The sequence below is a fragment of the Arthrobacter sp. 05L421 genome (assembly GCF_056397785.1).
Genome location: NZ_JBFTOC010000013.1, coordinates 1 through 20894 on the forward strand (window position 1 = coordinate 1; position 20894 = coordinate 20894).

General features: G+C 66.8%; 23 protein-coding genes. 8 read left to right on the forward strand and 15 right to left on the reverse strand.

What is annotated here, in order from left to right:
- Positions 1 to 382: 382 nt before the first annotated feature.
- The 4 genes from AC1DKQ_RS15030 (at position 383) to AC1DKQ_RS15045 (ending at position 6526) form a co-directional block, all read left to right on the forward strand.
- Positions 383 to 1981 carry a PucR family transcriptional regulator gene (locus AC1DKQ_RS15030; protein WP_476919444.1) on the forward strand — a complete coding sequence of 533 codons (1599 nt, stop codon included), beginning with the start codon at positions 383 to 385 and terminating at the stop codon, positions 1979 to 1981.
- Entirely contained in the window at positions 1978 to 2910 is a 933-nt protein-coding gene (locus AC1DKQ_RS15035) for a glutaminase (protein ID WP_476919445.1), read from the forward strand. The genes AC1DKQ_RS15030 and AC1DKQ_RS15035 overlap by 4 nt, the downstream gene beginning before the upstream one ends.
- Before the next feature lie 72 nt (positions 2911 to 2982).
- Positions 2983 to 4497, forward strand: a complete 1515-nt coding sequence (locus tag AC1DKQ_RS15040) for an amino acid permease (RefSeq protein WP_476919446.1) — start codon at positions 2983 to 2985, stop codon at positions 4495 to 4497.
- Positions 4498 to 4774: 277 nt separating this feature from the next.
- Positions 4775 to 6526, forward strand: a complete 1752-nt coding sequence (locus AC1DKQ_RS15045) for a thiamine pyrophosphate-dependent enzyme (protein WP_476919447.1) — start codon at positions 4775 to 4777, stop codon at positions 6524 to 6526.
- 155 nt (positions 6527 to 6681) lie between these two features.
- On the opposite strand, the gene AC1DKQ_RS15050 is transcribed toward AC1DKQ_RS15045, so the two are convergent.
- Both AC1DKQ_RS15050 and AC1DKQ_RS15055 read right to left on the reverse strand, forming a co-directional pair.
- The gene (locus AC1DKQ_RS15050) at positions 6682 to 7221 is read right to left on the reverse strand and encodes a DinB family protein (RefSeq protein ID WP_476885312.1); all 540 of its coding nucleotides are present in this window, start codon (positions 7219 to 7221) and stop codon (positions 6682 to 6684) included.
- Positions 7222 to 7438: 217 nt separating this feature from the next.
- A complete protein-coding gene (locus AC1DKQ_RS15055) occupies positions 7439 to 8155 on the reverse strand; it encodes a DUF2306 domain-containing protein (RefSeq protein WP_476919448.1) in 717 nt (238 codons plus the stop codon).
- A gap of 132 nt (positions 8156 to 8287) precedes the next feature.
- Between AC1DKQ_RS15055 and AC1DKQ_RS15060 the strand changes: the two genes are divergently transcribed.
- The gene (locus AC1DKQ_RS15060; RefSeq protein WP_476885310.1) at positions 8288 to 9037 is read left to right on the forward strand and encodes a TetR/AcrR family transcriptional regulator C-terminal domain-containing protein; all 750 of its coding nucleotides are present in this window, start codon (positions 8288 to 8290) and stop codon (positions 9035 to 9037) included.
- Between the two features lie 11 nt (positions 9038 to 9048).
- Here the strand turns inward: AC1DKQ_RS15060 and AC1DKQ_RS15065 are convergent, their stop codons facing one another.
- From AC1DKQ_RS15065 to AC1DKQ_RS15075, 3 genes are all read right to left on the reverse strand, one after another.
- On the reverse strand, positions 9049 to 9837 hold the full coding sequence (locus AC1DKQ_RS15065) for an alpha/beta fold hydrolase (protein WP_476885309.1): 789 nt from the start codon (positions 9835 to 9837) through the stop codon (positions 9049 to 9051).
- Between the two features lie 90 nt (positions 9838 to 9927).
- The gene (locus AC1DKQ_RS15070; protein WP_476885308.1) at positions 9928 to 10425 is read right to left on the reverse strand and encodes an SRPBCC family protein; all 498 of its coding nucleotides are present in this window, start codon (positions 10423 to 10425) and stop codon (positions 9928 to 9930) included.
- Between the two features lie 12 nt (positions 10426 to 10437).
- A complete protein-coding gene (locus AC1DKQ_RS15075) occupies positions 10438 to 10851 on the reverse strand; it encodes an ArsR/SmtB family transcription factor (protein WP_476885307.1) in 414 nt (137 codons plus the stop codon).
- Positions 10852 to 11148: 297 nt separating this feature from the next.
- On the opposite strand from AC1DKQ_RS15075, the gene AC1DKQ_RS15080 reads away from it, so the two are divergent.
- Positions 11149 to 12162 carry a medium chain dehydrogenase/reductase family protein gene (locus AC1DKQ_RS15080; RefSeq protein ID WP_476885306.1) on the forward strand — a complete coding sequence of 338 codons (1014 nt, stop codon included), beginning with the start codon at positions 11149 to 11151 and terminating at the stop codon, positions 12160 to 12162.
- Between the two features lie 286 nt (positions 12163 to 12448).
- Positions 12449 to 13021 (forward strand): MOSC domain-containing protein, encoded by a 573-nt coding sequence (locus tag AC1DKQ_RS15085; RefSeq protein WP_476919449.1) that lies wholly within the window; start codon positions 12449 to 12451, stop codon positions 13019 to 13021.
- Positions 13022 to 13155: 134 nt separating this feature from the next.
- Here the strand turns inward: AC1DKQ_RS15085 and AC1DKQ_RS15090 are convergent, their stop codons facing one another.
- The 7 genes from AC1DKQ_RS15090 to AC1DKQ_RS15120 all read right to left on the reverse strand — a co-directional run bounded on the left by AC1DKQ_RS15090 (position 13156) and on the right by AC1DKQ_RS15120 (position 17811).
- Entirely contained in the window at positions 13156 to 13587 is a 432-nt protein-coding gene (locus AC1DKQ_RS15090) for an SRPBCC domain-containing protein (protein ID WP_476919450.1), read from the reverse strand.
- 185 nt (positions 13588 to 13772) lie between these two features.
- Positions 13773 to 14822: a sulfate/molybdate ABC transporter ATP-binding protein gene (locus tag AC1DKQ_RS15095; protein ID WP_476919451.1), complete on the reverse strand. Its 1050-nt coding sequence runs from the start codon at positions 14820 to 14822 to the stop codon at positions 13773 to 13775.
- A complete protein-coding gene (locus AC1DKQ_RS15100; protein WP_476919452.1) occupies positions 14819 to 15640 on the reverse strand; it encodes an ABC transporter permease in 822 nt (273 codons plus the stop codon). The genes AC1DKQ_RS15095 and AC1DKQ_RS15100 overlap by 4 nt, the downstream gene beginning before the upstream one ends.
- An 8-nt stretch (positions 15641 to 15648) precedes the next feature.
- Entirely contained in the window at positions 15649 to 16464 is an 816-nt protein-coding gene (modA, locus tag AC1DKQ_RS15105) for a molybdate ABC transporter substrate-binding protein (RefSeq protein WP_476885301.1), read from the reverse strand.
- Positions 16461 to 16871, reverse strand: coding sequence for a TOBE domain-containing protein (locus AC1DKQ_RS15110; RefSeq protein ID WP_476885300.1), 411 nt, complete (start codon positions 16869 to 16871; stop codon positions 16461 to 16463). The genes modA and AC1DKQ_RS15110 overlap by 4 nt, the downstream gene beginning before the upstream one ends.
- Positions 16872 to 16997: 126 nt before the next feature.
- Complete coding sequence (locus tag AC1DKQ_RS15115; protein ID WP_476885299.1) at positions 16998 to 17465, reverse strand: SRPBCC family protein; 468 nt, start codon at positions 17463 to 17465, stop codon at positions 16998 to 17000.
- On the reverse strand, positions 17440 to 17811 hold the full coding sequence (locus AC1DKQ_RS15120; protein ID WP_277527716.1) for an ArsR/SmtB family transcription factor: 372 nt from the start codon (positions 17809 to 17811) through the stop codon (positions 17440 to 17442). The genes AC1DKQ_RS15115 and AC1DKQ_RS15120 overlap by 26 nt, the downstream gene beginning before the upstream one ends.
- Before the next feature lie 187 nt (positions 17812 to 17998).
- Between AC1DKQ_RS15120 and AC1DKQ_RS15125 the strand changes: the two genes are divergently transcribed.
- Positions 17999 to 18595 carry a hypothetical protein gene (locus AC1DKQ_RS15125; protein ID WP_476919453.1) on the forward strand — a complete coding sequence of 199 codons (597 nt, stop codon included), beginning with the start codon at positions 17999 to 18001 and terminating at the stop codon, positions 18593 to 18595.
- A gap of 126 nt (positions 18596 to 18721) precedes the next feature.
- Here the strand turns inward: AC1DKQ_RS15125 and AC1DKQ_RS15130 are convergent, their stop codons facing one another.
- The 3 genes from AC1DKQ_RS15130 to AC1DKQ_RS15140 all read right to left on the reverse strand — a co-directional run bounded on the left by AC1DKQ_RS15130 (position 18722) and on the right by AC1DKQ_RS15140 (position 20882).
- Positions 18722 to 19102: a RidA family protein gene (locus tag AC1DKQ_RS15130; RefSeq protein WP_476919454.1), complete on the reverse strand. Its 381-nt coding sequence runs from the start codon at positions 19100 to 19102 to the stop codon at positions 18722 to 18724.
- A 68-nt stretch (positions 19103 to 19170) separates the two neighbouring features.
- Positions 19171 to 19935: an amino acid ABC transporter ATP-binding protein gene (locus tag AC1DKQ_RS15135; protein ID WP_476885295.1), complete on the reverse strand. Its 765-nt coding sequence runs from the start codon at positions 19933 to 19935 to the stop codon at positions 19171 to 19173.
- Positions 19932 to 20882, reverse strand: coding sequence for an amino acid ABC transporter permease (locus tag AC1DKQ_RS15140; RefSeq protein ID WP_476885294.1), 951 nt, complete (start codon positions 20880 to 20882; stop codon positions 19932 to 19934). The genes AC1DKQ_RS15135 and AC1DKQ_RS15140 overlap by 4 nt, the downstream gene beginning before the upstream one ends.
- Positions 20883 to 20894: the final 12 nt, after the last annotated feature.

A 20894-nucleotide genomic window follows, 5' to 3' on the forward strand; every position in this document is an offset into this window, starting at 1 on the left:
CAATCTGCGCCAGCGGCGCTTCGCCCTTGCGGGCCACATCAATAACATCCTGGCGGAACTCCGCCCCATAAGCCGTGGGCATGGTCAACATCCTTCCACGAGCACAAGCTCGCTAGGTCAAGGAGTCAACAAAACCGGGGGCAGTCCCAAATGCAGGAGAGCATCCGCGAACTGGGCATGAGCGTGCACGTGGCGCCGCTGGCCGTCAGGTAACCAATGAACCAAGTGGCGCGCCTAGGGCTGCGGCGAGCGCCTTGGTCCACAGCCCTAAAACAAGCCGCTTAACTTAGGATCTTTTCCATACTTTCGGCGATGGCCGCTGGATAGCATGAGGTGTCCGGACAGAGCAGTCCGGGCGGGTGCCGATGTAAGAAGGAAGCCCATGGCCGCAGCTACAGTGGACGACATCCTCGCGGATCTCCCCCTCGGTTTCGCGAGCCTGATACTTCGGCCATCCCGCACGGATGCGGCGATCGAGCGCTTTCTGATCGTGGACGCCGACGACGAGACCTCCGACGGCGGGACAGCGTTTGTCCTGCTGATCGGCGTTCGCGGACGCTCCGCCTTGCCGGCAGTGCGGCGCCTGCTGAATAACCCTCCCTTGGTCCTGGCCGTCAAGGGCAGCCCGGAGGAACTGGCGGAAGCCGAAGAGCTGTTGCGCGCCGCCGGGACCGGACTGTTGTTGGTGGACCCGGCCGCAGACTGGGACCGCCTGCTGTCCATCGCCAAGGACCGGATCCAGCCACCCAGCTACCAGCGCGAAGTGCTGACCCTGCTGGAAGAAGATCTCTTCGCCATCGCCCAGACCACGGCCCGCCTGACCTCGAGCCACGTGGTGATTGAGGACGCCGCCAACAAGGTCCTGGCATACTCCACGGTCACCAACGCCATAGACGAGCTGCGCAAAGCCTCAATCCTGGCCCGGCGCGGCCCACGCAAATACGAACTCCTCCTCAAGGACCTCGGCGCCTACCGCGAGCTGCACCGGACTCGCCTGCCGGTCCGGGTTCCCGCCCGGCCCCAGGACGGCCTGCGGGAGCGCGTCGCCATCAGCCTGTTCGCCGGCGACCGCATCATGGGCTACATCTGGCTCCAGGAAACCGGCGCCGGCTTCGGCGACGACGTCGACTACGTGCTCACGGGCTCGGCCGCACGGGCCTCCGCCGAGCTGATCCGGTACCGCAACCAGCAGTCGGTGCACATGCGTGAGGACCGGATCGCGCGGCTCTTGTCGGGTCCGGCGGAAGCTGCCGCGAGCGCGCACAGCGAAAAGATCCCCGCGGACCGTCCCGCGGCACTGATCCTGATTGGCCTGTCGGCGTCTCAAGCCCAGGAGGACGACGCCGCGCTCAAACATGGTGAGCTGGCCAACCTCGCTTCGATCCATGCGGCCGCCTACAAGCCCTCAGCCATCGTGGGACAGTTTCACGGCGACACCGCAGTGATCCTTCCCGGACTCCAGTCCGCCAACGCCGGGGCCGGGCTGCGGAGCCTGGCCGAGGCAATCGTCAAGGACGCCACCAAGCACCTCGGCATCAGCCCCTTTGCCGCCGTCGGACCCACTGTCCCCGACCTGCTCTCGATCCATTCCGTAACCGGAATATGCGAAGCGCTGCTGGGCTGCATGCGCCGCTCCGGCGAAGCCCTGGTGGCCACGGTGGACGACTTCGAAGCCGACATCCTCTTCCACGACGCCGTGGAAAACTTTGCGTCGGCGGCCTTCCGGCACCGCAGCCTCTGGGCCCTGCTCCGGGACGACGCGGAACTGGCCGAAACCCTGCGCGCCTTCTTCGAAGCGTCGTTGGACGTGGCCGAGTGCGCGAAGCGGATGCAGCTGCATAAGAACACCGTCTATTACCGGATCGGCAAGGTCAGCCGGATCACCGGGCTGGACCTCGGCAATCCCCGCCATTCACTGGTCGCGCTGCTTCATGTGCAGGAATGGGCCAGCCCGCAGAAGGAGCACCAGGACAAGAAATGATGACAGCACTTGATTCGCCGCCCCTCGGCCTGGTACTCGATGACATTGTCCGCAGCCACCGCCCCCGGACGGAAGCGGGGTCAGTTCCCGCAAATATTCCGCACCTGCAGTCCCCGCCTTTTGACCGTTTCGGCATCGCGGTTGCCACGACGTCCGGGCAAGTATTCAGTTCCGGCGACGCCGATCTTCCGTTCTCCATCCAGAGCATCTCCAAGGTCTTCACCCTGGCGATGGCCCTCAGCGCCGATGACTCCAATTCGTTGTGGTCCAGGGTCCTGCGCGAGCCGTCAGGGACGTCCTTCAACTCCCTGGTCCAGCTTGAAGTCGAGCACGGGATCCCACGGAACCCCTTCATCAACTCCGGCGCCTTGGTGGTCACCGACCACCTGATGGAAAGATCTCCAGACGCCGCCGCTCAGGTCCTGCGCTTCCTCACCGGCCAGGTGGGTCAGCCGGGTCCTTTCATCGATGAAATAGCCGCAAGGAGCGAACTCTCCAGCAGCAGCCGCAACCTGGCACTCGCCCACTTCCTGAAGGAATTCGGCAACCTGCGGCGGCCCGCGCAGGCAGTGGTCGAAAACTACGTCAGGCAGTGCTCAATCATGATGACCTGCGTGGAGGTGGCCAAGGCGGGCCTTTTCCTCGCGCAGGATGGTCGAGGAGTGCAAGGCGCGGTGATCTCCAGGAGCGAGGCCAAGCGCATCGGCTCCATCATGCTGACCTGCGGCATGTATGACGCAGCCGGCGAGTTTGCCTACCGCGTGGGACTTCCAGGCAAAAGCGGTGTGGGCGGCGGCATCCTGGCGATCGTCCCCGGCGTGTGCGCCATCTGCGTCTGGAGCCCGCGGCTGGATTCCAAAGGGAACTCCCTGGCAGGCACGGCGGCTCTTGCTGACCTGTCCGACCGCACCGGGTGGTCGATCTTCTGATCTGACCCCTGGCTGTCCCCACAATCTCCCACCAGAACCACATTTAGATCTCACAGATCGAAAGGAACACCCATGTCCAACAACCCCAATGACGAGGTTGGCTTGTACCAGACCGATGGTGGCCACGCCCACGCTTCGGATGCCTCGATCCACGCGGAGGACTCGGGGTACCACAAGAGCCTGAAGCCCCGGCAGATCAAGATGATCGCGATCGGCGGTGCCATCGGAACCGGCCTGTTCCTGGGCGCCGGCGGCCGGCTCAACGCAGCCGGCCCGTCACTGGTCATCGCCTACGCCATCTGCGGTTTCTTCGCGTTCCTGATTCTGCGCGCGCTGGGAGAACTGGTGCTGCACCGGCCCTCATCAGGATCCTTCGTGTCCTACGCCCGTGAATTCTACGGAGAGAAAGCCGCATTCATCTCCGGCTGGTTCTATTGGATCAACTGGGCCACCACCACCATCGTGGACATCACCGCCGCGGCCCTCTACATGAACTTCTTCGGCAAATACGTCCCCTGGATGGGGGCCGTACCGCAGTGGGCATGGGCGCTGATCGCCCTCATCGTGGTCCTCTGCCTGAACCTCGTCTCCGTCAAGGTGTTCGGCGAACTCGAGTTCTGGTTCGCCCTGATCAAGGTCGCAGCCCTCGTCGCGTTCCTGCTGGTCGGCAGCTACTTCGTCATGTTCGGCACCCCCATGGACGGCCAGGAAGTCGGCTTCAGTCTCATCACCGACAACGGCGGCATCTTCCCCAACGGCCTGCTGCCAATGATCATCCTCATGCAGGGCGTGCTGTTCGCCTACGCCTCGATCGAACTAATCGGCACCGCCGCCGGCGAAACCGAAAACCCCGAAAGGATCATGCCAAAGGCCATCAACTCCGTGGTCTTCCGCATCGCCGTCTTCTACGTCGGCTCCGTCATCCTTCTTGCACTGCTGCTGCCGTACACCTCGTACGAAAAAGGCGTCAGCCCGTTCGTGACGTTCTTCGGCTCTCTCGGCATCCAGGGCGTGGACGTCATCATGAACCTCGTGGTCCTCACGGCCGCATTGTCCTCGCTGAACGCCGGCCTGTACTCCACCGGCCGCATCCTGCGCTCCATGTCCGTGGCCGGATCGGCCCCGAAGTTCGCCCAGCGGATGAACAAGGCCGGCGTCCCCTATGGCGGCATCGCCATCACCGCCGGCGTCTCCCTCCTCGGGGTCCCGCTGAACTACCTGGTCCCCGGCCAGGCGTTCGAGATCGTCCTGAACGTCGCCTCCGTGGGCATCGTCGTCACCTGGGCCACCATCGTGCTCTGCCAGATCCAGCTCAAACGGTGGGCGGACAAAGGCTGGCTTGACCGCCCCTCTTTCCGGATGTTCGGCGCCCCCTACACCGGATACCTCTCCCTGGTGTTCCTGCTCGGCGTGCTCGTCATGGTCTTCATCGACTCCCCGCTCACGCTGCTGGTGACGCTGGTGGCCTGCGCGCTGATGGTTGGCGGCTGGTACGCCTGTCGGAAACAGATCCACGACATCGCCGAAATCCGCGACGGCTTCACGGGCGCCGCGCCCGTGCTGGCCAACCGGACTCCAATCCGCTAATCGAACATCCCGATGCTGACCGGTCCCACAACCCGACATACAAACCTGAAAGCCTCCATGAAGCCGCGAAACTCGCTGAGTCCCGACCGACCTAGCACTCTGCAGGAGCGCCACGCTCCAGCCACAGACAAAGGCAAGCCGCCGGCGTCGAACGATAGTTGCGAAGACGGCTGCTTCTTCTGTACCGGACCGGAAACAGATTAGGCACCACCAACCGCTCCGCTGAATTCAGTGGACATGCCATGCCCGCCAAGCCAACACAAGAAGACAAGTAGTGATGAAAACGGAGTCTGCACCCACCATGACCGCAACCGAGACGCACCCAGTTGAAGGCGACACCATCAAACCCCTACAGACGGTCTCAGGGGCCATCCTGGACAACCTCAACGGGAGCAGCACCCTCAAGTCCGCCGGCCACGTGATTGTTGATTCCCTCGTGGCGCACGGGGTTGAACGCACCTTTGTTGTCCCGGGGGAAAGCTTCCTGGACGTCCTCGACGGGCTGCACGGCTCTGAGATCGAGACCGTGGTCTGCCGGCACGAGGGCGGCGCCGCTTACATGGCCGAGGCCGACGGCAAGATGAACCAGCGCCCCGGCGTCGCCATGGTCACCCGCGGACCCGGGGCAGCGAACGCCCATGTGGGCCTGCACACCGCATGGCAGGACTCCACCCCGATGCTGCTTTTTGTCGGGCTGATTCCGTTCGCGCACCGGGACCGGGAGGCGTTCCAGGAGTTCGATATCAAGGCGTGGTTCGACACGGGCGCCAAACGCGTGATGGTCCTTGACCACCCCGAGCGGGCCTCCGAGATTGTCGCGGAGGCCATGTTCGCGGCCATGAGCGGCCGTCCCGGGCCGGTGGTGGTGGGCCTGCCGGAGGACATCATCCGCGCACAGATTGATCAGGCCCTGCACCCGCCCATCCCGGTGGCCGGGGGCGGGATGAGCAGCACGGATGCCGGCGCCCTCGCCGAAGCCCTGGCACAGGCCAAGAAGCCGCTGTTTGTTACCGGCGGAAACGACTGGACGCAGGAATCAGCGGGGGAGCTCACCCGGTGGCTCGAGAAGCACCACATTCCGGCCGCGGCGGAATGGCGCACGCAGGGTACAGTCTCCTTCGACTCCCCCAGTTATGTGGGGCCGATTGGCTACGGCAGGCCCCGCCCCACGTACGATCTCTTGGAGGAAACGGACCTGCTCGTTTTCGTCGGGACGGTCCCGGGGGACGTGATCACGGACGGCTTTGTCTGCAGGCAGGACTGGAACAAGAAGAACTTCCTGGTCACCATCGATCCCTCGCTGCGTGGCCGTTCCGGCCCGGTGTCCCGCCAGATTCTGGCCAAGCCGGAGGCCTTCGTCCGCGATCTGGTCAACATCGACCTACCCGTCAAGGAGGAGTGGAAGGCGTGGACGGCCCGGATGCGCGCCGAGCAGCAGTCCTTCGCCGGCCTGCCGCCATCGGCACCCGGCGACGGGCCCGCGAAGATGGACACCCTGATGGCGAACCTCGTGCCGCTGCTGCCGGAGGACGCCATGGTGACGTTCGGGGCAGGCGAGCACACCAACTGGGCGCACCGGTACTTCCCCACCCGGCGCTACGCCTCGATGATCAGCGCCCGGAACGGCTCCATGGGGTACTCCGTGCCGTCGGCCATCGCTGCCTCGCTGGCCAGTCCGGAGCGGCGCGTGGTCACCATCGCCGGCGACGGCGAATTCCTCATGAACGGCCAAGAGCTGGCCACGGCCGCCCAGTACGGAGCCACACCGCTGATCATCGTGATGGACAACCAGGAGTACGGCACCATCCGCACCCACCAGGAACGGCACTACCCGTCCCGGGTGTCGGGGACGCAGCTGAAGAACCCCGATTTCGGCATGATGGCCCGGGCCTTTGGCGGTTTTGGCATCACGGTCACCGAGGACCAGGACGTGCCGGCGGCCCTGGAGACGGCGTTGGCCGCCATCGACCAGGACGGCGTGTTCGCCCTCGTCCACCTCGTCGTCGAACAGCGGGTCAAGGCCTACTAGATCCGCCTCGAGATTGCAGAAGGACGACGACGGCGGGAGCCTCCCGCCGTCGTCGTCCGCCGTTAGGGAAATCTCGGCCTCGGCTCCTATCGCCGCTACTCCCCCGTCTCGCCGTCTATTCCCCCGTCTCGCCGTCTATTCCCCCGTCTCGCCGTCTATTCCCCCGTCTCGCCGTCTAGGGCCTCGCGGAGGAGGTCGGCGTGGCCGTTGTGCCGGGCATACTCCTCGATCATGTGGCACAGGATCCAGCGCAGGCTCGGTGCTGAACCGTCCTGCCACGGGCGCCTGGCCAACTGGTCCAGGCCGCCGCCGGCGAGGGCTTCCGCGACGCGGATCCGGGACCGATCCACGGCGTCCTGCCAGAGGGTGCGCAGCTGGTCCGGGGTGTCCCCGGCGGCCGAATGCCACTCCCAGTCCGGGTCAGCCTTCCAATCCACGGTGTCGAACGGGGCCTCCCGGTCCCGCGCATGCAGGGAATGGGAAAACCATCCGTCCTCCACATAGGCCATGTGCTTCAGCAGCCCGCCCAGCGTCATCGATGAGGCAGCGGCAGTGGCCCCGAACCCGGCGTCGTCCAGTCCGGCGCACTTCCACGCCAGCGTGGCCCGCTGAAAGTCCAGGAAGCCCAGGAGGGTCGCGGTTTCGTCGGCTGCAAGGGGAGGTTCCGGGCGGCCCTGATCGTCAACAATTGTCATGCGCGTGAGTCTAGCGGCGCGGCACCGGGCGGCTTCGTGGCGCGCCGGTGCAGTCCGCCCGCGCTGCCCGCCCGTCTCGCCCCTCCCGTCTCGCCCCTCCCGCCCAGGCCCGAATTCGCTGGAGACTCTCCACTTCGCCGGACGATTCCGGCGAGCCCGCGCGCTTCCGGCGACTTCGACGGCGGGGGCGAGCGCGGGCGACTTCGACGGCCGCATCCTAGCCCGGCGTGACAGCCCCCGCCGCGGCCGTCCGCCCGGAAGGCCGCGGCACGCGCACAGACCGCCTGGCGCGGCGGCGGATGACGTGCTCGGCCACCGCAACGTTGATCACCCAAGCCGCCCCCAGGAGCACTGCCCGGGTCGGCTCGTCGGGCGGCCCCACCAGCAGGATCCACGGCAGACCCGTCAGCGCCTGCGTTCCCGCGGCGACGCCGATCGCGTAGCCCCGGGTCATCCACGCGCCGTGCTGCACAAAGTCCCGGCGCACAATCGCTGCGACGCCCAGGACGATGCTCGCCGCCATGGCTGAGCCGAAGACCAGCCGCAGGACGAAGAGCGCGGGCCCGTCGCCGGGCGGCAGCGGATAAAAGAGCGTCATCCACAAACCGGACAGGGCGGCCAGCAGGCCCGCCGGAGCCAGGATGCGGCCGGCCACGCGGTGCCAGCCGCGGCGGCCGCGCAGTGCGGGGAGGAATTGGAACGCCCCGAGCAGGCTGTAGACGGTAACGCTGACAATGTGCGTTACCACGGGGACGGGCGAGGCGAAGAACCGGGCGTTCTGGGCCGTGACGACGGCGCCCCCGGTCAGTTCCGTCAGCCGCGCCGCGCCCGCGATCACCGGGATGAGGCTGAGAAGGATCAATCCGGCGGGTACGAGCCACTGCGGGCGGCGGCGGACACGGGGCGCGGGGGCGCTGCTGGCTTGAGTGGTCACGGCGGTCCTTGGCTGGGAAGGGCTGACGGCGGCAATACGTGGGCCGTGGTGTACGGCGTACACCTAATGCGCTCACGTTAGGTGTACGCCGTACACTTGTCAATAGGGAAACTATTACAGAGAGGTGGCCGGATGACCCAGCAAGCGGAGCGCACGCGCCGGATCCCGTTGAGCCGCGACCGCGTCCTGGCGGCCGCCGTCGCGCTGGCCGATGAGGTGGGGATCGAGGCGCTGAGCATGCGCCGGCTGGCGCAGGAACTCGGCGTCGTGCCGATGGCGCTCTACAAGCACGTGGCCAACAAGGAGGAACTCCTCGACGGCATGGTGGACGCCCTTGTCAGCGAGATCGATCCCCCCGTCCGCGATGCGGGCTGGAAGAATGCCGTGCGCCTGCGGGTGCTCTCGGCGCGGCGGGCACTCCTGATGCACCCGTGGGGCCGGCAGGTATTGGAGTCGCGCACCAACCAGACGCCGGCGGTCCTTGGCTACATGGACTCGTTCATCGGCATGTTCCTGGCCGGCGGTTTCTCCGTGGACCTGACCCACCACGTCATGCATGCCCTCGGCAGCCGCATGTGGGGGTTCACCCAGGAGCTGTTCGACGACTCCCCCCGCCGGGGCGCCGAGGCGCCGGCAGTTCTTCCGCCCGAGGCGCAGGCCGCCATGTTCCAGGAGATGGCTGAGCGGTATCCGAACATCCTGAAGGTCGCCACCGCTTCCGCGCACACGGACTCCGCGGTGGGAAAGGGGTGCGATGACCAGTTCGAGTTCGAATTCGCCCTCGACCTGCTCCTGGAGGGCTTTGAGCGGCTGCACCGGCAGCACTGGACCCTCCACCCCGGAATAGACTTCGACGCCGGCACGGTCCCAGCTGCCGACTAGTCTTCCAGGAACTAGTCCTCCAGGAACCGCAGCAGGTACGGAACGGTAGTCCGCATGGCCCGCAGGTCGCCGCCGCTGGCGGCCAGCTCGCCCAGGTAGTCGCCGTGGCTGCCGGGCACGATCATCAGGCGGGCCCCCGGAATGACTTGGGACATGCGCACGGCGTGTTCCGCACTGACGACGTCGCGGTCTGCGCTCAGCACCAGGGTGCGGGCCGTGATGCGGCGCAGGTCCTCGTCCGGCCAGCCGGGGAAGGCCAGGATCCGCTGGCGGTCCAGTTCGAACATTCGCTCGAGGTGCCCGGGCTCCGGGTTGAGCTGGCGGTCGGCGTCCTTGTACGCCTCCGGCATGTCATCGAGGGTGGCCTTCGCCATCCCCTCCCAGAACTCGTCGGCCACAGCGTCGCGGCTAACGAAGGTGGAAGCGGTGATGAGGCACCGCACGTGCGCCGGATGCCGCATGGCCAACGCCAGCGCGGTGTGGCCGCCAGCGCTGAACCCGAGCACATCCACGGACTTTACGTTGAGCTCATCGACTACGGCTTTGACGTCCTCGGCCGAGTCTTCTGCGGTGAGCGGCCGGCCGGTGGCCGCGGTCCGGCCGTGGCCTTCCTCGTCGACGGCGATCACCTGGCGGCTCTCGGCCAGCAGCGCCGGGATGAGCCCGGCGAAGCTGGTCTCGATGGTGGAGCCTCCGCCGGGGATCAGGAGCAGCGGGGGCTGGTCGGCCAGCGCGTGGCCATGGACCTCGTAGTACATGCGGAGGTCGCCGTTCGCCGCGTAACCGTGCGTGAATGCCACAGGGCATGGTACCGCCGCGCGGGCCGGGCTGAACAGGGGCTTTGCGAACGACGGCGGCAGATTCCCGCCGTCGTCCGCAAGAGGCGCAGGTCAGGCGTTGACGGACTCGGCGAGGATCGCGTCGACCTGGCCCAGCGCCTCCTTCATGCCCTCTTCCATGCCCATGGCGACAATCTTTTCCATCTGTTCCTCCGCCTCGAACGTGGACAGGATGGTCATACGGGTGCGGTCGCCGACTGGTTCCAGCGTCACCACACCGTGGATGGTGCCCATGTCCGCCACGGGATCGCCGTTGTCATCCGCGAAGCCGTCGTCGAACTCCAGGCGGTGCGGCGCGTCAATGGCCGTGAACCGCCACCAGCCCCGGGCCTTCTCCCCCTCGGGCCCCGTCATGAAGTAGCTGGCCGCGCCGCCGGGGACAAACTCGTGCTTCTCGAAGGTGGCCGGCCATGTGGGAGGCCCCCACCAGCGCTCGAGCAGGCGCGGGTCTTCCCAGATCTGCCAGACGCGCCCGACTCCGGCGTCGAACTCGGTGACCACGGTGAGGCTCAGCGCCTCAAGATTCTTGACTGAACTGATAACCGTCATGACGAACCCTTCCTATCCTTCGGCTTTATTGTTTTGCGTGTTCCTGGTTTCCTTGTTTGTTTTGTCAGGTTCTGTGGTGGTGGCTGTTTCGGCGAGAAGTTCTGCGATCCGGTCGGCCCGTTGCCGCCAGATGACCTCGTACTCATCGAGCAGCCGGCGGGCACGCTGCAGTCCGTCGTGGTTGGCCCGCACAATCTGCTCCCTTCCCCGCCTCTCCTTGGAGACAAGGGAAGCGCGTTCCAGCACCGCCACATGCTTCTGGACGGCCGCGAAACTCATGGTGTAAAGGGCAGCGAGCCCCGAGACCGAGTACTCGCCGACAGTCACGCGCCGCACGATGTCCCGGCGGGTTGTATCGGCGAGCGCCTGAAACAGGCGGTCAAGTTCTTCGTCGCTAAGACGGGCTTTGAGCTGATCTACAACCATTTGGTTGTAGAATAGTCCGGCCGTTCGGGGGTGTCAATGGGTGTCTTGAGGTCCGCTGCGCCGGCAAAGTCGCCACACTGCGCCCGCCGAGTTCGCCGGAAAGTCGCGGGCTCGCCGAGTTCGCCGAAAAGTCGCGGGCTCGCCGGAAGTTTCCGGCGAACCCGCCCGTGTCCGGCGACTTCGCTCGCTGCAGCCGCCGCGCACACCACCCTGAGACGGTCGAGGTGCCAGACAGGCCCAGATACTGCGCGGCATGGAGCCGATGTGCCGACTTTGCGCCGAGCGTAGAGTGAGCCCATGAAGCGTGTGGATATCGACCGCTTCGGCGGCCCCGAAGTCCTGAACGTGGTGGAGGTTGACGATCCACGACCAGGACCGGGCGAAGTCCGCGTCAGGGTTCTGGCTTCGGGTGTCTCGTTCACCGATACACAGTTGCGCGCCGGCACGTATCTCGGCGGGCCGAAGCCGCCTTTCACGCCCGGCTACGAGCTCGTCGGCATCGTTGATGAGCTCGGGCCCGGTTGCCTGCGGGTGCGAGTGGGAGACCGCATCGGTGCGCTGACAGTGTGGGGCGCCAATGCAGAGCGTGTCTGCGTACCTGAGGTGTACGCCGTCGCGGTGCCGGAGGACCTCGACCCGGCCGAGGTCGTAAGCCTCGTGTTCGCCTACATGACCGCCTACCAGCTGCTTCACCGCACGGCGAAGGCCAAGCCCGGGGAGAGCGTTCTGGTTCACGGCGCGGCCGGCCGAGTGGGCACCGCGGTCCTCGAGCTCGGAGCGCTGGCCGGCCTCCGCCTCTACGGGACCGCCTCGGGACGGGATCGCGCCGCGGTGGAGCGGCTGGGCGCCGTTGCGATCGACTATCAGAATGAGGACTTCCTGACCCGTGTCCGCGGGCTCACCGGCGACGGCGTGGATATCGCCCTCGACGGAATCGGCGGCCCGTTGTCGCTGCGCTCCTTCCGCGCACTCCGGCCCGGCGGACGGCTCGTCGTGTTCGGTCGCTACGCCACCATCGCGCAGGGGCGCAAGAACTGGCCGGGGGTGATCGCCTGGTACGCGGCCACCGGGACCGTCGCCCTCTGGGGCTGGCTGTCACCACGCCGCAAGGTGGTGTCCTACCGGATCCAGAAATTGCGCATCCATCACCAGGACTGGTTCCAGGCGGACTTCCTCGCGCTGCTTGAGATGCTCCGTAGGGGCGAGATTCACCCGGTGGTGGCCGAGCGTCTGCCGCTTTCCGAGATTCGTCGCGCCCATGAGCTGCTGGGGAGCACTGCGGCGAAAGGGAAGATCGTGCTCGTGCCCTAAGCCGGCATGGCCGCCGCCGCGGCACCGCGCTCACGGCCACGCCCCTCCCCTGCGCCAGAACCCACGGCCGAGTTCGCCACGCCGCCACCGCCGAGTTCGCCGGAAAGTCGCGGGCTCGCCGGAAGTTTCCGGCGAACCCGCAGGGTTCCGGCGACTTCGAGGAGAGCGCCGGACGCCGCCGCGCCACGCCCTCGGCCCCACCGCCACCCCGCCGTCGCCCTCGCGCACCGCCGCCGCCACGACCATCGAGGTGCCCGGGGCCGTCGATGAAGGATAGTTTTAGGGCATGACGGCAAGCTACAGGTACGACGTCGAGGTCCTGCACCTCCTCGTGTCGCCGGCGCACGCCTACTTCGGCCGCGCACGCGATGGTGCAGCCCATGTCCCCACCACAGACGCGGACCGGGTGGAGCTGGTGGCCGGCAAGGGAATCGCCGGCGACCGGTTCTTCGGCAAGGCCGCCCACATGGACGCCGCCGTCACCCTACTCTCGATCGAGGCCCTTGAAGCGATGGCCGAGGAGCTGGGGGCCGCGCCCTTCGACCCCCTCCTGACGCGGCGCAATGTTGTCCTTAGGGGTGCGCACCTCGCTCCCCTGCTCGGCCATGAGTTCGCGCTCGAATCAAGGGGAGACGTGGTCCGGCTCCGGGCCGGACGGCCTGCCCATCCCTGCGCCTGGATGGACCGGATGCTGGTCCCGGGCGCGCACGCCGCCATGCGCGGGCGGGGAGGCGTGCGCTGCCAGCCGCTTTCGAGCGGCATGCTGAGCCGCGGGCCGGCCGTACTGGTGAGCCCCGTGCCGCTCGACCCGGGACAGGCAGGCATCCCCACCCTGCTGCGCCCGTCGCGGCTGCCCTAACCCACACCCGCTGCTGTGACCGACAGGCTCCGCCGCAGCCCGGACGAGCAGCACAGTCACCGGCGCCCGAACTGCTACTCCCGCCCGGGCTATTCCAGCCTTGGCTATTCCTTCCCTGATTGTTCCCGCTCTGACTATTGCCGTTCGGCGATTGCTTTCACACTCTTCACCAGGCCGTCCCACATGCCCTTCGAGTGCTCGGCCTCCTCGGCACTTGCATTGTTGTCCTGCGAGAGCGTGAATTCTGTGGCGCCTGGCTGCTCCTCGAGCGTCCACGTGAGCGTGTGGTAGTTCTCAGGCACATCCTCCTGGCCGGTCAGCGGGCTGAAGTGCGTGACGACCAGCCTCCGGCCGGGTTCGAACTCCAGGACAGTGCCCGTGTCCTCGTACGCCCTGCCGTCCCAAACGCCGCGCCAGGCGATGGGTCCGCCGACGGTCCAATCGGTCACGACATCGGTGCCGAACATGAACTCCTTGATGGCGGCAGGGTCGGTGAGCACGGACCACACCCGTCCTGCGGGCGCCTCGATGGTGATGGTCGACGTCGCTACATACTTTCCAGTCATAGCTTTCCCTTCTGCCAGAATCGGCTTCTCCCAGAATCGGTCAGCGCCGGCAGCGCCCGGCACCGAGACTACTCCGCGGACTGAAACGTCGGTAAGCCCTCCCGCCGCCGCGATACCCACCGCGCCGCTCCCGGCGCGCGCTTGCGCCTGCTCCCCGGCCGCGGCCGCAACGGCCCAGACCCCTCTTACGCCGGGTAGATGGCGATGGCGGCGGCCTTGATGACGAAGTAGACGGTCATGCCGGGAGTCAGGCCGAGGTCGGCGGACGCGGCCGGGGTGATGTCGGCGGAGAGGCCAGCGGCATGGACGCGGATCTGGTCCCCGTGCGGCTCGAGATCCGTGATTTTCACTGGGAATGAGTTCCGTGGGCTGCCGTACTCTTCGGTGAGGAACACGGATACGGCCGAGGGCGGAAAGACCGCCACGCCGTCCTGCCCGGGACCGACGGAGCCGTCGTGGTGGCCCGCGACCACCATCCCCTCGGCGGTGGTGACGCCGGCGTCACTGACCTTGCCGGCCACCAGGTTCAGCCCGGCGAGGCCCGCGGCGAACCGGCTGCGCGGCCTCTCGAGGACCTCGCGGGTGGGTCCTGCCTCGCTGATCCGGCCGTCCTCGAGGACGATCACCCGGTCCGCCAGCATCAGGGCGTCCAGGATGTCGTGGGTGATGATGATGGCCCTGCGGCCGGCGAGGACGCGTTTGAGGAGCCGGCGGAGCAGCGGGGCCGCATGGATGTCGAGGGCGGCCATGGGTTCGTCCAGCAGCAGCAGCTCGGGGTCGGCGGCGAGGGCACGGGCCACGGCCACGCGCTGGGCCTGACCGCCGGAGAGCTGTCCGGGACGCCGCGAGGCGAGATCCCTGGCATCGACCTCGGTGAGCCAGTGCATGGCCGTTTTGCGGGCCGCGCTGCTGGACGCGCCGGCGCTGCGGGGCCCGAACGCGACGTTGTCCAGGGCGCTGAGGTGGGGGAAGAGTAGGGCCTCCTGGGCCAGGAGCGCCGTGCCCCTGGTGTGCGGCGCCCGCCAAATGTTCTTGTCCGCCGCGAGGTCGAACAGGACCCTGCCGCCCAGCACGGCCTTGCCCGCATCGGGGCGCAGCAGTCCGGAGATGATCGAGAGCAGGGTCGATTTCCCGGCACCGTTCGGGCCGAGGATGGCGATGGTCTCGGCCGGCCCCAGGCTGAGGGAGACCTCGAGGCCCCGCGCCGCGAGCGTTGCGTCCAGCTCAAAGGTCACCGGAACGCCCCTTCCGGTGCTGCTTCGACCCGCGGGCGCCGGTAGGAGAGCCCGACGACGGCCACCGCCACGGCGACCAGCAGGAGGGAGAGCGCGACGGCGGCGTCGGCGTCGGTTTCGCGTTGCAAATAGATCTCCAGCGGGAGGGTGCGGGTGACGCCCTGCAGGCTGCCGGCGAAGGTCAGCGTGGCACCGAATTCACCCAGGCTGCGGGCGAAGGACAGCACGGCGCCGGAGGCCAGGCCGGGCAGCACGAGCGGGACGGTCACGCGGCGCAGCACGGTGCTCGGGCGGGCCCCGAGGGTGGCGGCGATCGCTTCGTATTTGTTGCCCGCCGTGCGCAGCGCGCCTTCGAGGCTGACCACCAGGAACGGCAGGGCGACGAAGGTCTGGGCGAGGACGACGGCGGTGGTGGAGAAGGCGATCTGGATGCCGGCCAGTTCGAGGCTTCTGCCCAGGAATCCCTGGCGTCCGAAGGTGTAGAGCAGGGCGATGCCGCCCACCACGGGAGGCAGGACCAGGGGCAACAGGACGAAGGCCCTCAGCAGCCGCTGACCCGGGAACGGGCTCCGGGCAAGGACGAGTGCCAGCGGCACACCGAGGACGATGCAGGCGGCGGTGCTCGCTGCCGACGTTCGCAGGCTCAGGCCGAGCGCCGTCAGTGAAGATTCGGAGGTAATCAGCGGGATGAACTGCGGCCAGTTGACCTTGGCCACCATGGCCACCAGCGGCAGCAGGACGAAGACTGCCCCTGCCGCCGCGATGGCGTAAATCCATGGCGGGATGCCGGTGTACCCGGTGCCGCTGCGTCGGTTCATGCGGCCCTCTACGGGGCGCCGAAGCCGGCGTCGCTCAGGACATTCTGGCCCTCGCTGCCGGTGACCGTGGCGATAAAGGCGGCGGCCAGTTCCTTGTTCTTGCTCGTGCCGACGGTGGCGATCGGGTTGGTGTTCACAGCCTGGTCCGACTCGGGGAAAGGAATGCCTTTGACCTTGTCGCCGGCGGTCTTGACGTCCGTGACGTAGACCAGACCGGCGTCGGCCTCACCGGAGGTGACCTTTCCCAAGACATCGGTGACGGAGGATTCCTCGCTGACCGGCGCCAGGGTGGTACCGGTGGCTTTTTCGACCTTCTCGGTCGCGGCACCGCAGGGAACCTGGGGTGCGCAGACCACCACCTTCACACCCGGCCTGGCGAGATCGGCGAAGGCACTGATCGACGCCGGGTTGGACGGCGGGACCGCGATCTCCAGGACGTTCGTGGCGAAGTTGACCGGGGCGCCGTCGGTCAGTTTCGCGTCGGTCAGCTTGGTCATGTTCTTGGCGTCGGCGGAGGCGAAGACATCCGCCGGGGCGCCCTGAGTGATCTGCGTGACCAGGTCCGAGGACCCTGCAAAATTCAGCGTGACTTTGGTGCCGGGGTTCTTGGCCTCGAAGTCACTGGCCAGCTTGGTGAAGGTCGATTTCAGCGAAGCCGCCGCGAAGACGGTCACCGCGCCTGTGAGTGCCGGGGTCGCGGACGCGCTGGCCGCGGCGGAGCTGTTTCCGGTGACTGCGGGGGTGCCGGATGCGCAGCCGGCCAGGGCCGCGGTCAGGGCGCCGGCAACCAGCAGGGCAGTAACGCGCTTGCGGGGGATGCTCATATGATGCTCTTTCCGTGGGGCGTTTCGATAATGACGGTGGTGGCCTTGACCACGGCGGTGGCGACAGATCCGAGCTCCAGGCCCAGTTCCCGGACGGCTTCGCTGCTCATCAGGGACACAACCCGGAAGGGCCCGCACTGCAACTCAACCTGGGCCATGACTTTGTCCGCGGTGATGCCCGTGACCAGGCCGACGAACCGGTTGCGGGCCGAGGACCCCACGCGGGTGGGGTCCTCGGGAAGCTGGGCCTGGTCGCGGGCGAGGTGGGCGAGTTCCAGACCGTCCACGGCCAGCCGCCCGGAGTCGTCCTTCACCGGGGTGAGAATCCCGTTCTCGGTCCAGCGCCGGACGGTGTCGTCGCTGACCCCGAGAAAGCGTGCTGCTTCTGATACGCGAATTTTCGGCATGACTCCATAATCTCCTATTTGCGGAAAATATGGGCACTCTGATCCTCAAATCAGTAAATAAACCCTCCTGTGGGTGTCATCCGCGGTCTGACGGGAGTCGCCCCGGCGCTCGCTGGCGCGCTGGGTCTAGGCCAGCACCTTGTCCAGCTTGGTGAACGAGGTGCCCCAGCCCTCGCGCGTCATGTCCATAAATTCGGCGCTGCCGAACGGGCCCTGGGTGAGATGCAGCCGGGTCCTGCCGCCCAGGTCCTCGAACTCCAGCCGCATTTCGATCCGGGCGGGGATGCCGGCGTCGGGCTCCGCCCGCTGGGTGGCCACCAGGAGCGACGGCGGGTCGTAGACGGAGATCACGGCGTCGATTGGTCCCTCCTTGGCGGCGCCGGCTTCCTCCCAGACCATGACCAGCCGCCACGCGCCTCCGACACGGGGCTCCACCACGATCCGGTCCCGGGGCGAGTCCACCCCTACGGGGCCGAACCAGGCGGCGAGCTGGTCCGGATCGGTAAATGCGTCGAAGACCAGTTCGCGGGGAGCCTCGAACTCCCTGGTCATGGTGAGGATGTGGGACTCATGGGTGTTCTGCTGCGTGTTCATTGCCTGGCTCCTGATTCTTGGGAACTTGCTGGATCTTCCGCAAATGCGCGTCGAGACGACTGAAGCTGGCATCCCAGAAGCGCCTGTACTCTTCCATATATTCGGCAACCTCTCGCAGCGGTGCGGCCTCGAGCTTCGAGGAGCGCCACTGCGCATTCCGGCTCCGGGTGATCAGCCCGGCGGCTTCCAGCACCTTGAGGTGGCGGGAGACCGCGGGGAGGCTGATGTCGAAGGGCTCGGCCAGCTCATTCACGGTGGCCTCACCCTCCGCCAGTCGGGCCAGGATGGCCCTGCGGGTAGGGTCGGCGAGCGCCGAGAAGATGAGGCTGAGCCGATCGGTTGGCATCTGGTGTGCGCGCCCTTCATATTTAACATTCCCGCTAATTAACTGATGGGTTAAATATGCTCCTGCGGCCGCCCGCGCGTCAAGGGTTTCCTGCTCCCACCTTCATACACACAGTCTCTCGATTTCGGCGCCCGCCCGGCCCATAATCGGGGGTATCCAGTCAACGTTCTGCCGAGAGGAGCCGGCTGTGGCAACTACGACCTTGCTGGCAGGGATAAGGTACGCGGCCGCCGCTCTCACGTTGGGGGCGGTTCTCCTGACCGGGACCGGATGCTCCTACGACAACCCAGCAGAAACCGCGAAGATCACACCGGCGACCAACGGGATCAGCACGGTGGTCGGCGCGGTGAAGCTGGCGGACATGCTCATCCTCTCCCACGGAGCGGACCAGCCCGGACGGATCATCGGAACCGTATTCAACACATCCTCAACGGACGCGACCGTCACCATAGCAGGCGGTTCAGGGCCGAAGGTATCGATTCCGGTCAAGGCCAACGCGTACACCTCGCTGGCCCAACCGCCGGCCATGATGCTGGACCCCACGGCGGGCCCCCCGGGCTCCATGGTCACGGTCCGCGTCAGCGAAGACGCCACCGGCACTTCGGCCGATGTGCAACTCCCGGTCCTCGACTCCACGCTGCCCGAATATCAGTCCTACATGCCCGCCGCGCCCGGCTCCCCATCCGCCACACGCGGGAGCACAGCTTCGCCGGGCACGCCCGGGACCAGTCCGTCCTCTTCCAGTCCAACCTCGCCCAGCCCCTCCCCCAGTCCCACCCACTGACCCCGGTGGCAGCCCGCTGAATGCGCGCACAAGCGCCGGGAGTGTCCGTTGAACCGCGAATCCACCGTTCTACGGAAACTCCCGGCCGTGGCCGAGCGATCACTCCTCAGCGAGTCCCGGAAGCCGTTAGGGCATGGCCGCGACCACGTCGATCTCGACCAGGAAGTCCCCCAGGAACGATCCCACCGTGGTTCGCGCAGGGTAGGGCGCCTCCATGAACTCTGCGTACACTGCGTTGAACCCGTCAAAGTCCCGTCCCGGGTGGTGCAGATGCACGGTTGCCTTGACCACGTGGGAAAAGTCCAGGCCGTGCCCGCCAAGGACGGCGGCCAGGTTCTTCATGGTCTGCCCGGTCTGTTCTTCAATGGTGGTGCCGACGGTTTCGCCGGTGTCCGGGTGGTGCGGCGTCTGGCCGGCGGTGTAGAGGAACCCGTTGGCGGCGATGGCCTGGGAATAGGGCCCGGCCGGGCTGGGTGCGAGGTCGGTGCTGATCTGCTGTCGCGGCATGAGCTGTGTCCTTTCAGGCGGCCGGCCTGCTGGCCGGCCGGGGTGGTTGATGTTCGGTGGCTATTGTTCTAGAGGACCTTTGAGAGAAAGGCCTGTGTGCGTTCGTGTTGCGGGTTGCCCAGGACCTCGGCCGGGGCCCCGCTTTCGACCACGACTCCCTGGTCCATGAAGACAACCTGATCGCTGACCTGGCGGGCAAAGCCGAGTTCGTGCGTCACCACCACCATGGTCATCCCCGCCTCGGCCAGGGACTTCATGACGTCGAGCACCTCGCCCACGAGCTCCGGATCGAGGGCCGATGTTGGTTCGTCGAAGAGCATGAGCCGCGGTTTCATGGCCAGCGCGCGCGCAATCGCGATCCGCTGTTGCTGCCCGCCGGAGAGCTCCTGGGGGTAGGAGTGTCCCCTGTTGCCGAGTCCGACGCGTTCCAGCAGGGTCTGAGCTTCGGCGGTGACTTCGCTCCGGGGCCGGCCCAGGACATGAACGGGCGCTTCCACGATGTTCTCCAGCACGGTCATGTGCGGGAACAGGTTGAAGCGCTGGAACACCATTCCTGCGGTCCGTCGCGAGCGTGCCGTCTGCCGCTCTTTCATTTCGTAGAGCCGTCCGTTGCGCTCGGCGTAGCCGACCAGCTGTTCGTCCACGTACAGGCGTCCGGCGTCGACCTTTTCCAGGTGGTTGATGCACCGCAGGAAGGTCGTCTTTCCGGAACCGGAAGGGCCGATCAGGCAGGTCACCGAGCCGCGTTCGACCCTGAGATCAATGCCCCTGAGGATTTCCGTGGAGCCGAAGCTCTTGCGGACGCCCTGGGCTTCCACCATGGCGGTGTTCATCGTATTGTCCTTGTCTTTGAACGGGTCGTTGATCGGGTCTTTGAACGGAAGTTCCGTCGCGGCGCTGCGTCGAAGCCGCGGCCATAGCGCCGTTCGAGTTTGGTTTGGAAGAAGCTGAGGATGGTTGTCATCAGCAGGTACCAGAGGCTGGCGACGATAAGCAGCGGGATGGTTTGGTAGTTGTTGGAGTAGATGATCTGGGCCGAGTACAGCAGGTCCGAGATCGCCAGGACGCTGACCAGTGCCGTGCCCTTGAGCATGGAAATGACCTGGTTGCCGGTCGGCGGGAGGACCACTCGCATCGCCTGGGGAAGGATGACCCGGCGCATGAGCTGGCTGCCATTCATCCCCAGGCCCCGGGCGGCGTCGTACTGGCCCTTGTCCACCGAGCCGATGCCGCCGCGGATAATCTCGGCCATGTACGCTGCCTCGTTCAGGGAAAGCCCCAGCAGCGCGGCGCCCAGCGGGGTGATGAGCACATTGGCCGATCCCAGGACCAGGGACGGGCCGCCGAGCGGAAGGCCGAAGGCGATCACCGGATACAGGGCGGCAATGTTGTACCAAAAGATCAGCTGCACCAGCAGGGGCGTGCCCCGGAAGAACCAGATGTAGCCCCGGCTGATGGTGCTCACGATCGGGTTGGCCGAGAGCCGCATGACCGCCAGCACCGTGCCCAACGCGATGCCGACACTCATGGACACCACGGTCAGGAGGACGGTCAGCCCGGCCCCGGCGATGACCTGCGGGGCGAAGAGATAGGAGACGACGACGTCCCAGTGGTACCGCCGGTTCACCGCCACGTCCCACGCGGCGCTGAGCGCGACCAGGATGAGGACGACGGCGGACGCCAGCCGGAGCGGGTGCCTGAGCGGCACCACCGGGATGGAGTCGCCCGGCGCCGCCGGCGTGTCCTGGCGGGTGTCCGGGAGGGCGTGTTGTTGCTGCATGATCGTCACCTC

What these genes read in the sequence shown, in the direction of transcription:
- AC1DKQ_RS15030 (WP_476919444.1), top strand. Translation starts at nt 383, where the DNA reads ATGGCCGCAGCTACAGTGGACGACATCCTCGCGGATCTCCCCCTCGGT.
- AC1DKQ_RS15035 (WP_476919445.1), top strand. Translation starts at nt 1,978, where the DNA reads ATGATGACAGCACTTGATTCGCCGCCCCTCGGCCTGGTACTCGATGAC.
- AC1DKQ_RS15040 (WP_476919446.1), top strand. Translation starts at nt 2,983, where the DNA reads ATGTCCAACAACCCCAATGACGAGGTTGGCTTGTACCAGACCGATGGT.
- AC1DKQ_RS15045 (WP_476919447.1), top strand. Translation starts at nt 4,775, where the DNA reads ATGAAAACGGAGTCTGCACCCACCATGACCGCAACCGAGACGCACCCA.
- AC1DKQ_RS15050 (WP_476885312.1), bottom strand. Translation starts at nt 7,221, where the DNA reads ATGACAATTGTTGACGATCAGGGCCGCCCGGAACCTCCCCTTGCAGCC.
- AC1DKQ_RS15060 (WP_476885310.1), top strand. Translation starts at nt 8,288, where the DNA reads ATGACCCAGCAAGCGGAGCGCACGCGCCGGATCCCGTTGAGCCGCGAC.
- AC1DKQ_RS15070 (WP_476885308.1), bottom strand. Translation starts at nt 10,425, where the DNA reads ATGACGGTTATCAGTTCAGTCAAGAATCTTGAGGCGCTGAGCCTCACC.
- AC1DKQ_RS15075 (WP_476885307.1), bottom strand. Translation starts at nt 10,851, where the DNA reads ATGGTTGTAGATCAGCTCAAAGCCCGTCTTAGCGACGAAGAACTTGAC.
- AC1DKQ_RS15080 (WP_476885306.1), top strand. Translation starts at nt 11,149, where the DNA reads ATGAAGCGTGTGGATATCGACCGCTTCGGCGGCCCCGAAGTCCTGAAC.
- AC1DKQ_RS15085 (WP_476919449.1), top strand. Translation starts at nt 12,449, where the DNA reads ATGACGGCAAGCTACAGGTACGACGTCGAGGTCCTGCACCTCCTCGTG.
- AC1DKQ_RS15090 (WP_476919450.1), bottom strand. Translation starts at nt 13,587, where the DNA reads ATGACTGGAAAGTATGTAGCGACGTCGACCATCACCATCGAGGCGCCC.
- AC1DKQ_RS15100 (WP_476919452.1), bottom strand. Translation starts at nt 15,640, where the DNA reads ATGAACCGACGCAGCGGCACCGGGTACACCGGCATCCCGCCATGGATT.
- modA (WP_476885301.1), bottom strand. Translation starts at nt 16,464, where the DNA reads ATGAGCATCCCCCGCAAGCGCGTTACTGCCCTGCTGGTTGCCGGCGCC.
- AC1DKQ_RS15110 (WP_476885300.1), bottom strand. Translation starts at nt 16,871, where the DNA reads ATGCCGAAAATTCGCGTATCAGAAGCAGCACGCTTTCTCGGGGTCAGC.
- AC1DKQ_RS15115 (WP_476885299.1), bottom strand. Translation starts at nt 17,465, where the DNA reads ATGAACACGCAGCAGAACACCCATGAGTCCCACATCCTCACCATGACC.
- AC1DKQ_RS15120 (WP_277527716.1), bottom strand. Translation starts at nt 17,811, where the DNA reads ATGCCAACCGATCGGCTCAGCCTCATCTTCTCGGCGCTCGCCGACCCT.
- AC1DKQ_RS15130 (WP_476919454.1), bottom strand. Translation starts at nt 19,102, where the DNA reads ATGCCGCGACAGCAGATCAGCACCGACCTCGCACCCAGCCCGGCCGGG.
- AC1DKQ_RS15135 (WP_476885295.1), bottom strand. Translation starts at nt 19,935, where the DNA reads ATGAACACCGCCATGGTGGAAGCCCAGGGCGTCCGCAAGAGCTTCGGC.
- AC1DKQ_RS15140 (WP_476885294.1), bottom strand. Translation starts at nt 20,882, where the DNA reads ATGCAGCAACAACACGCCCTCCCGGACACCCGCCAGGACACGCCGGCG.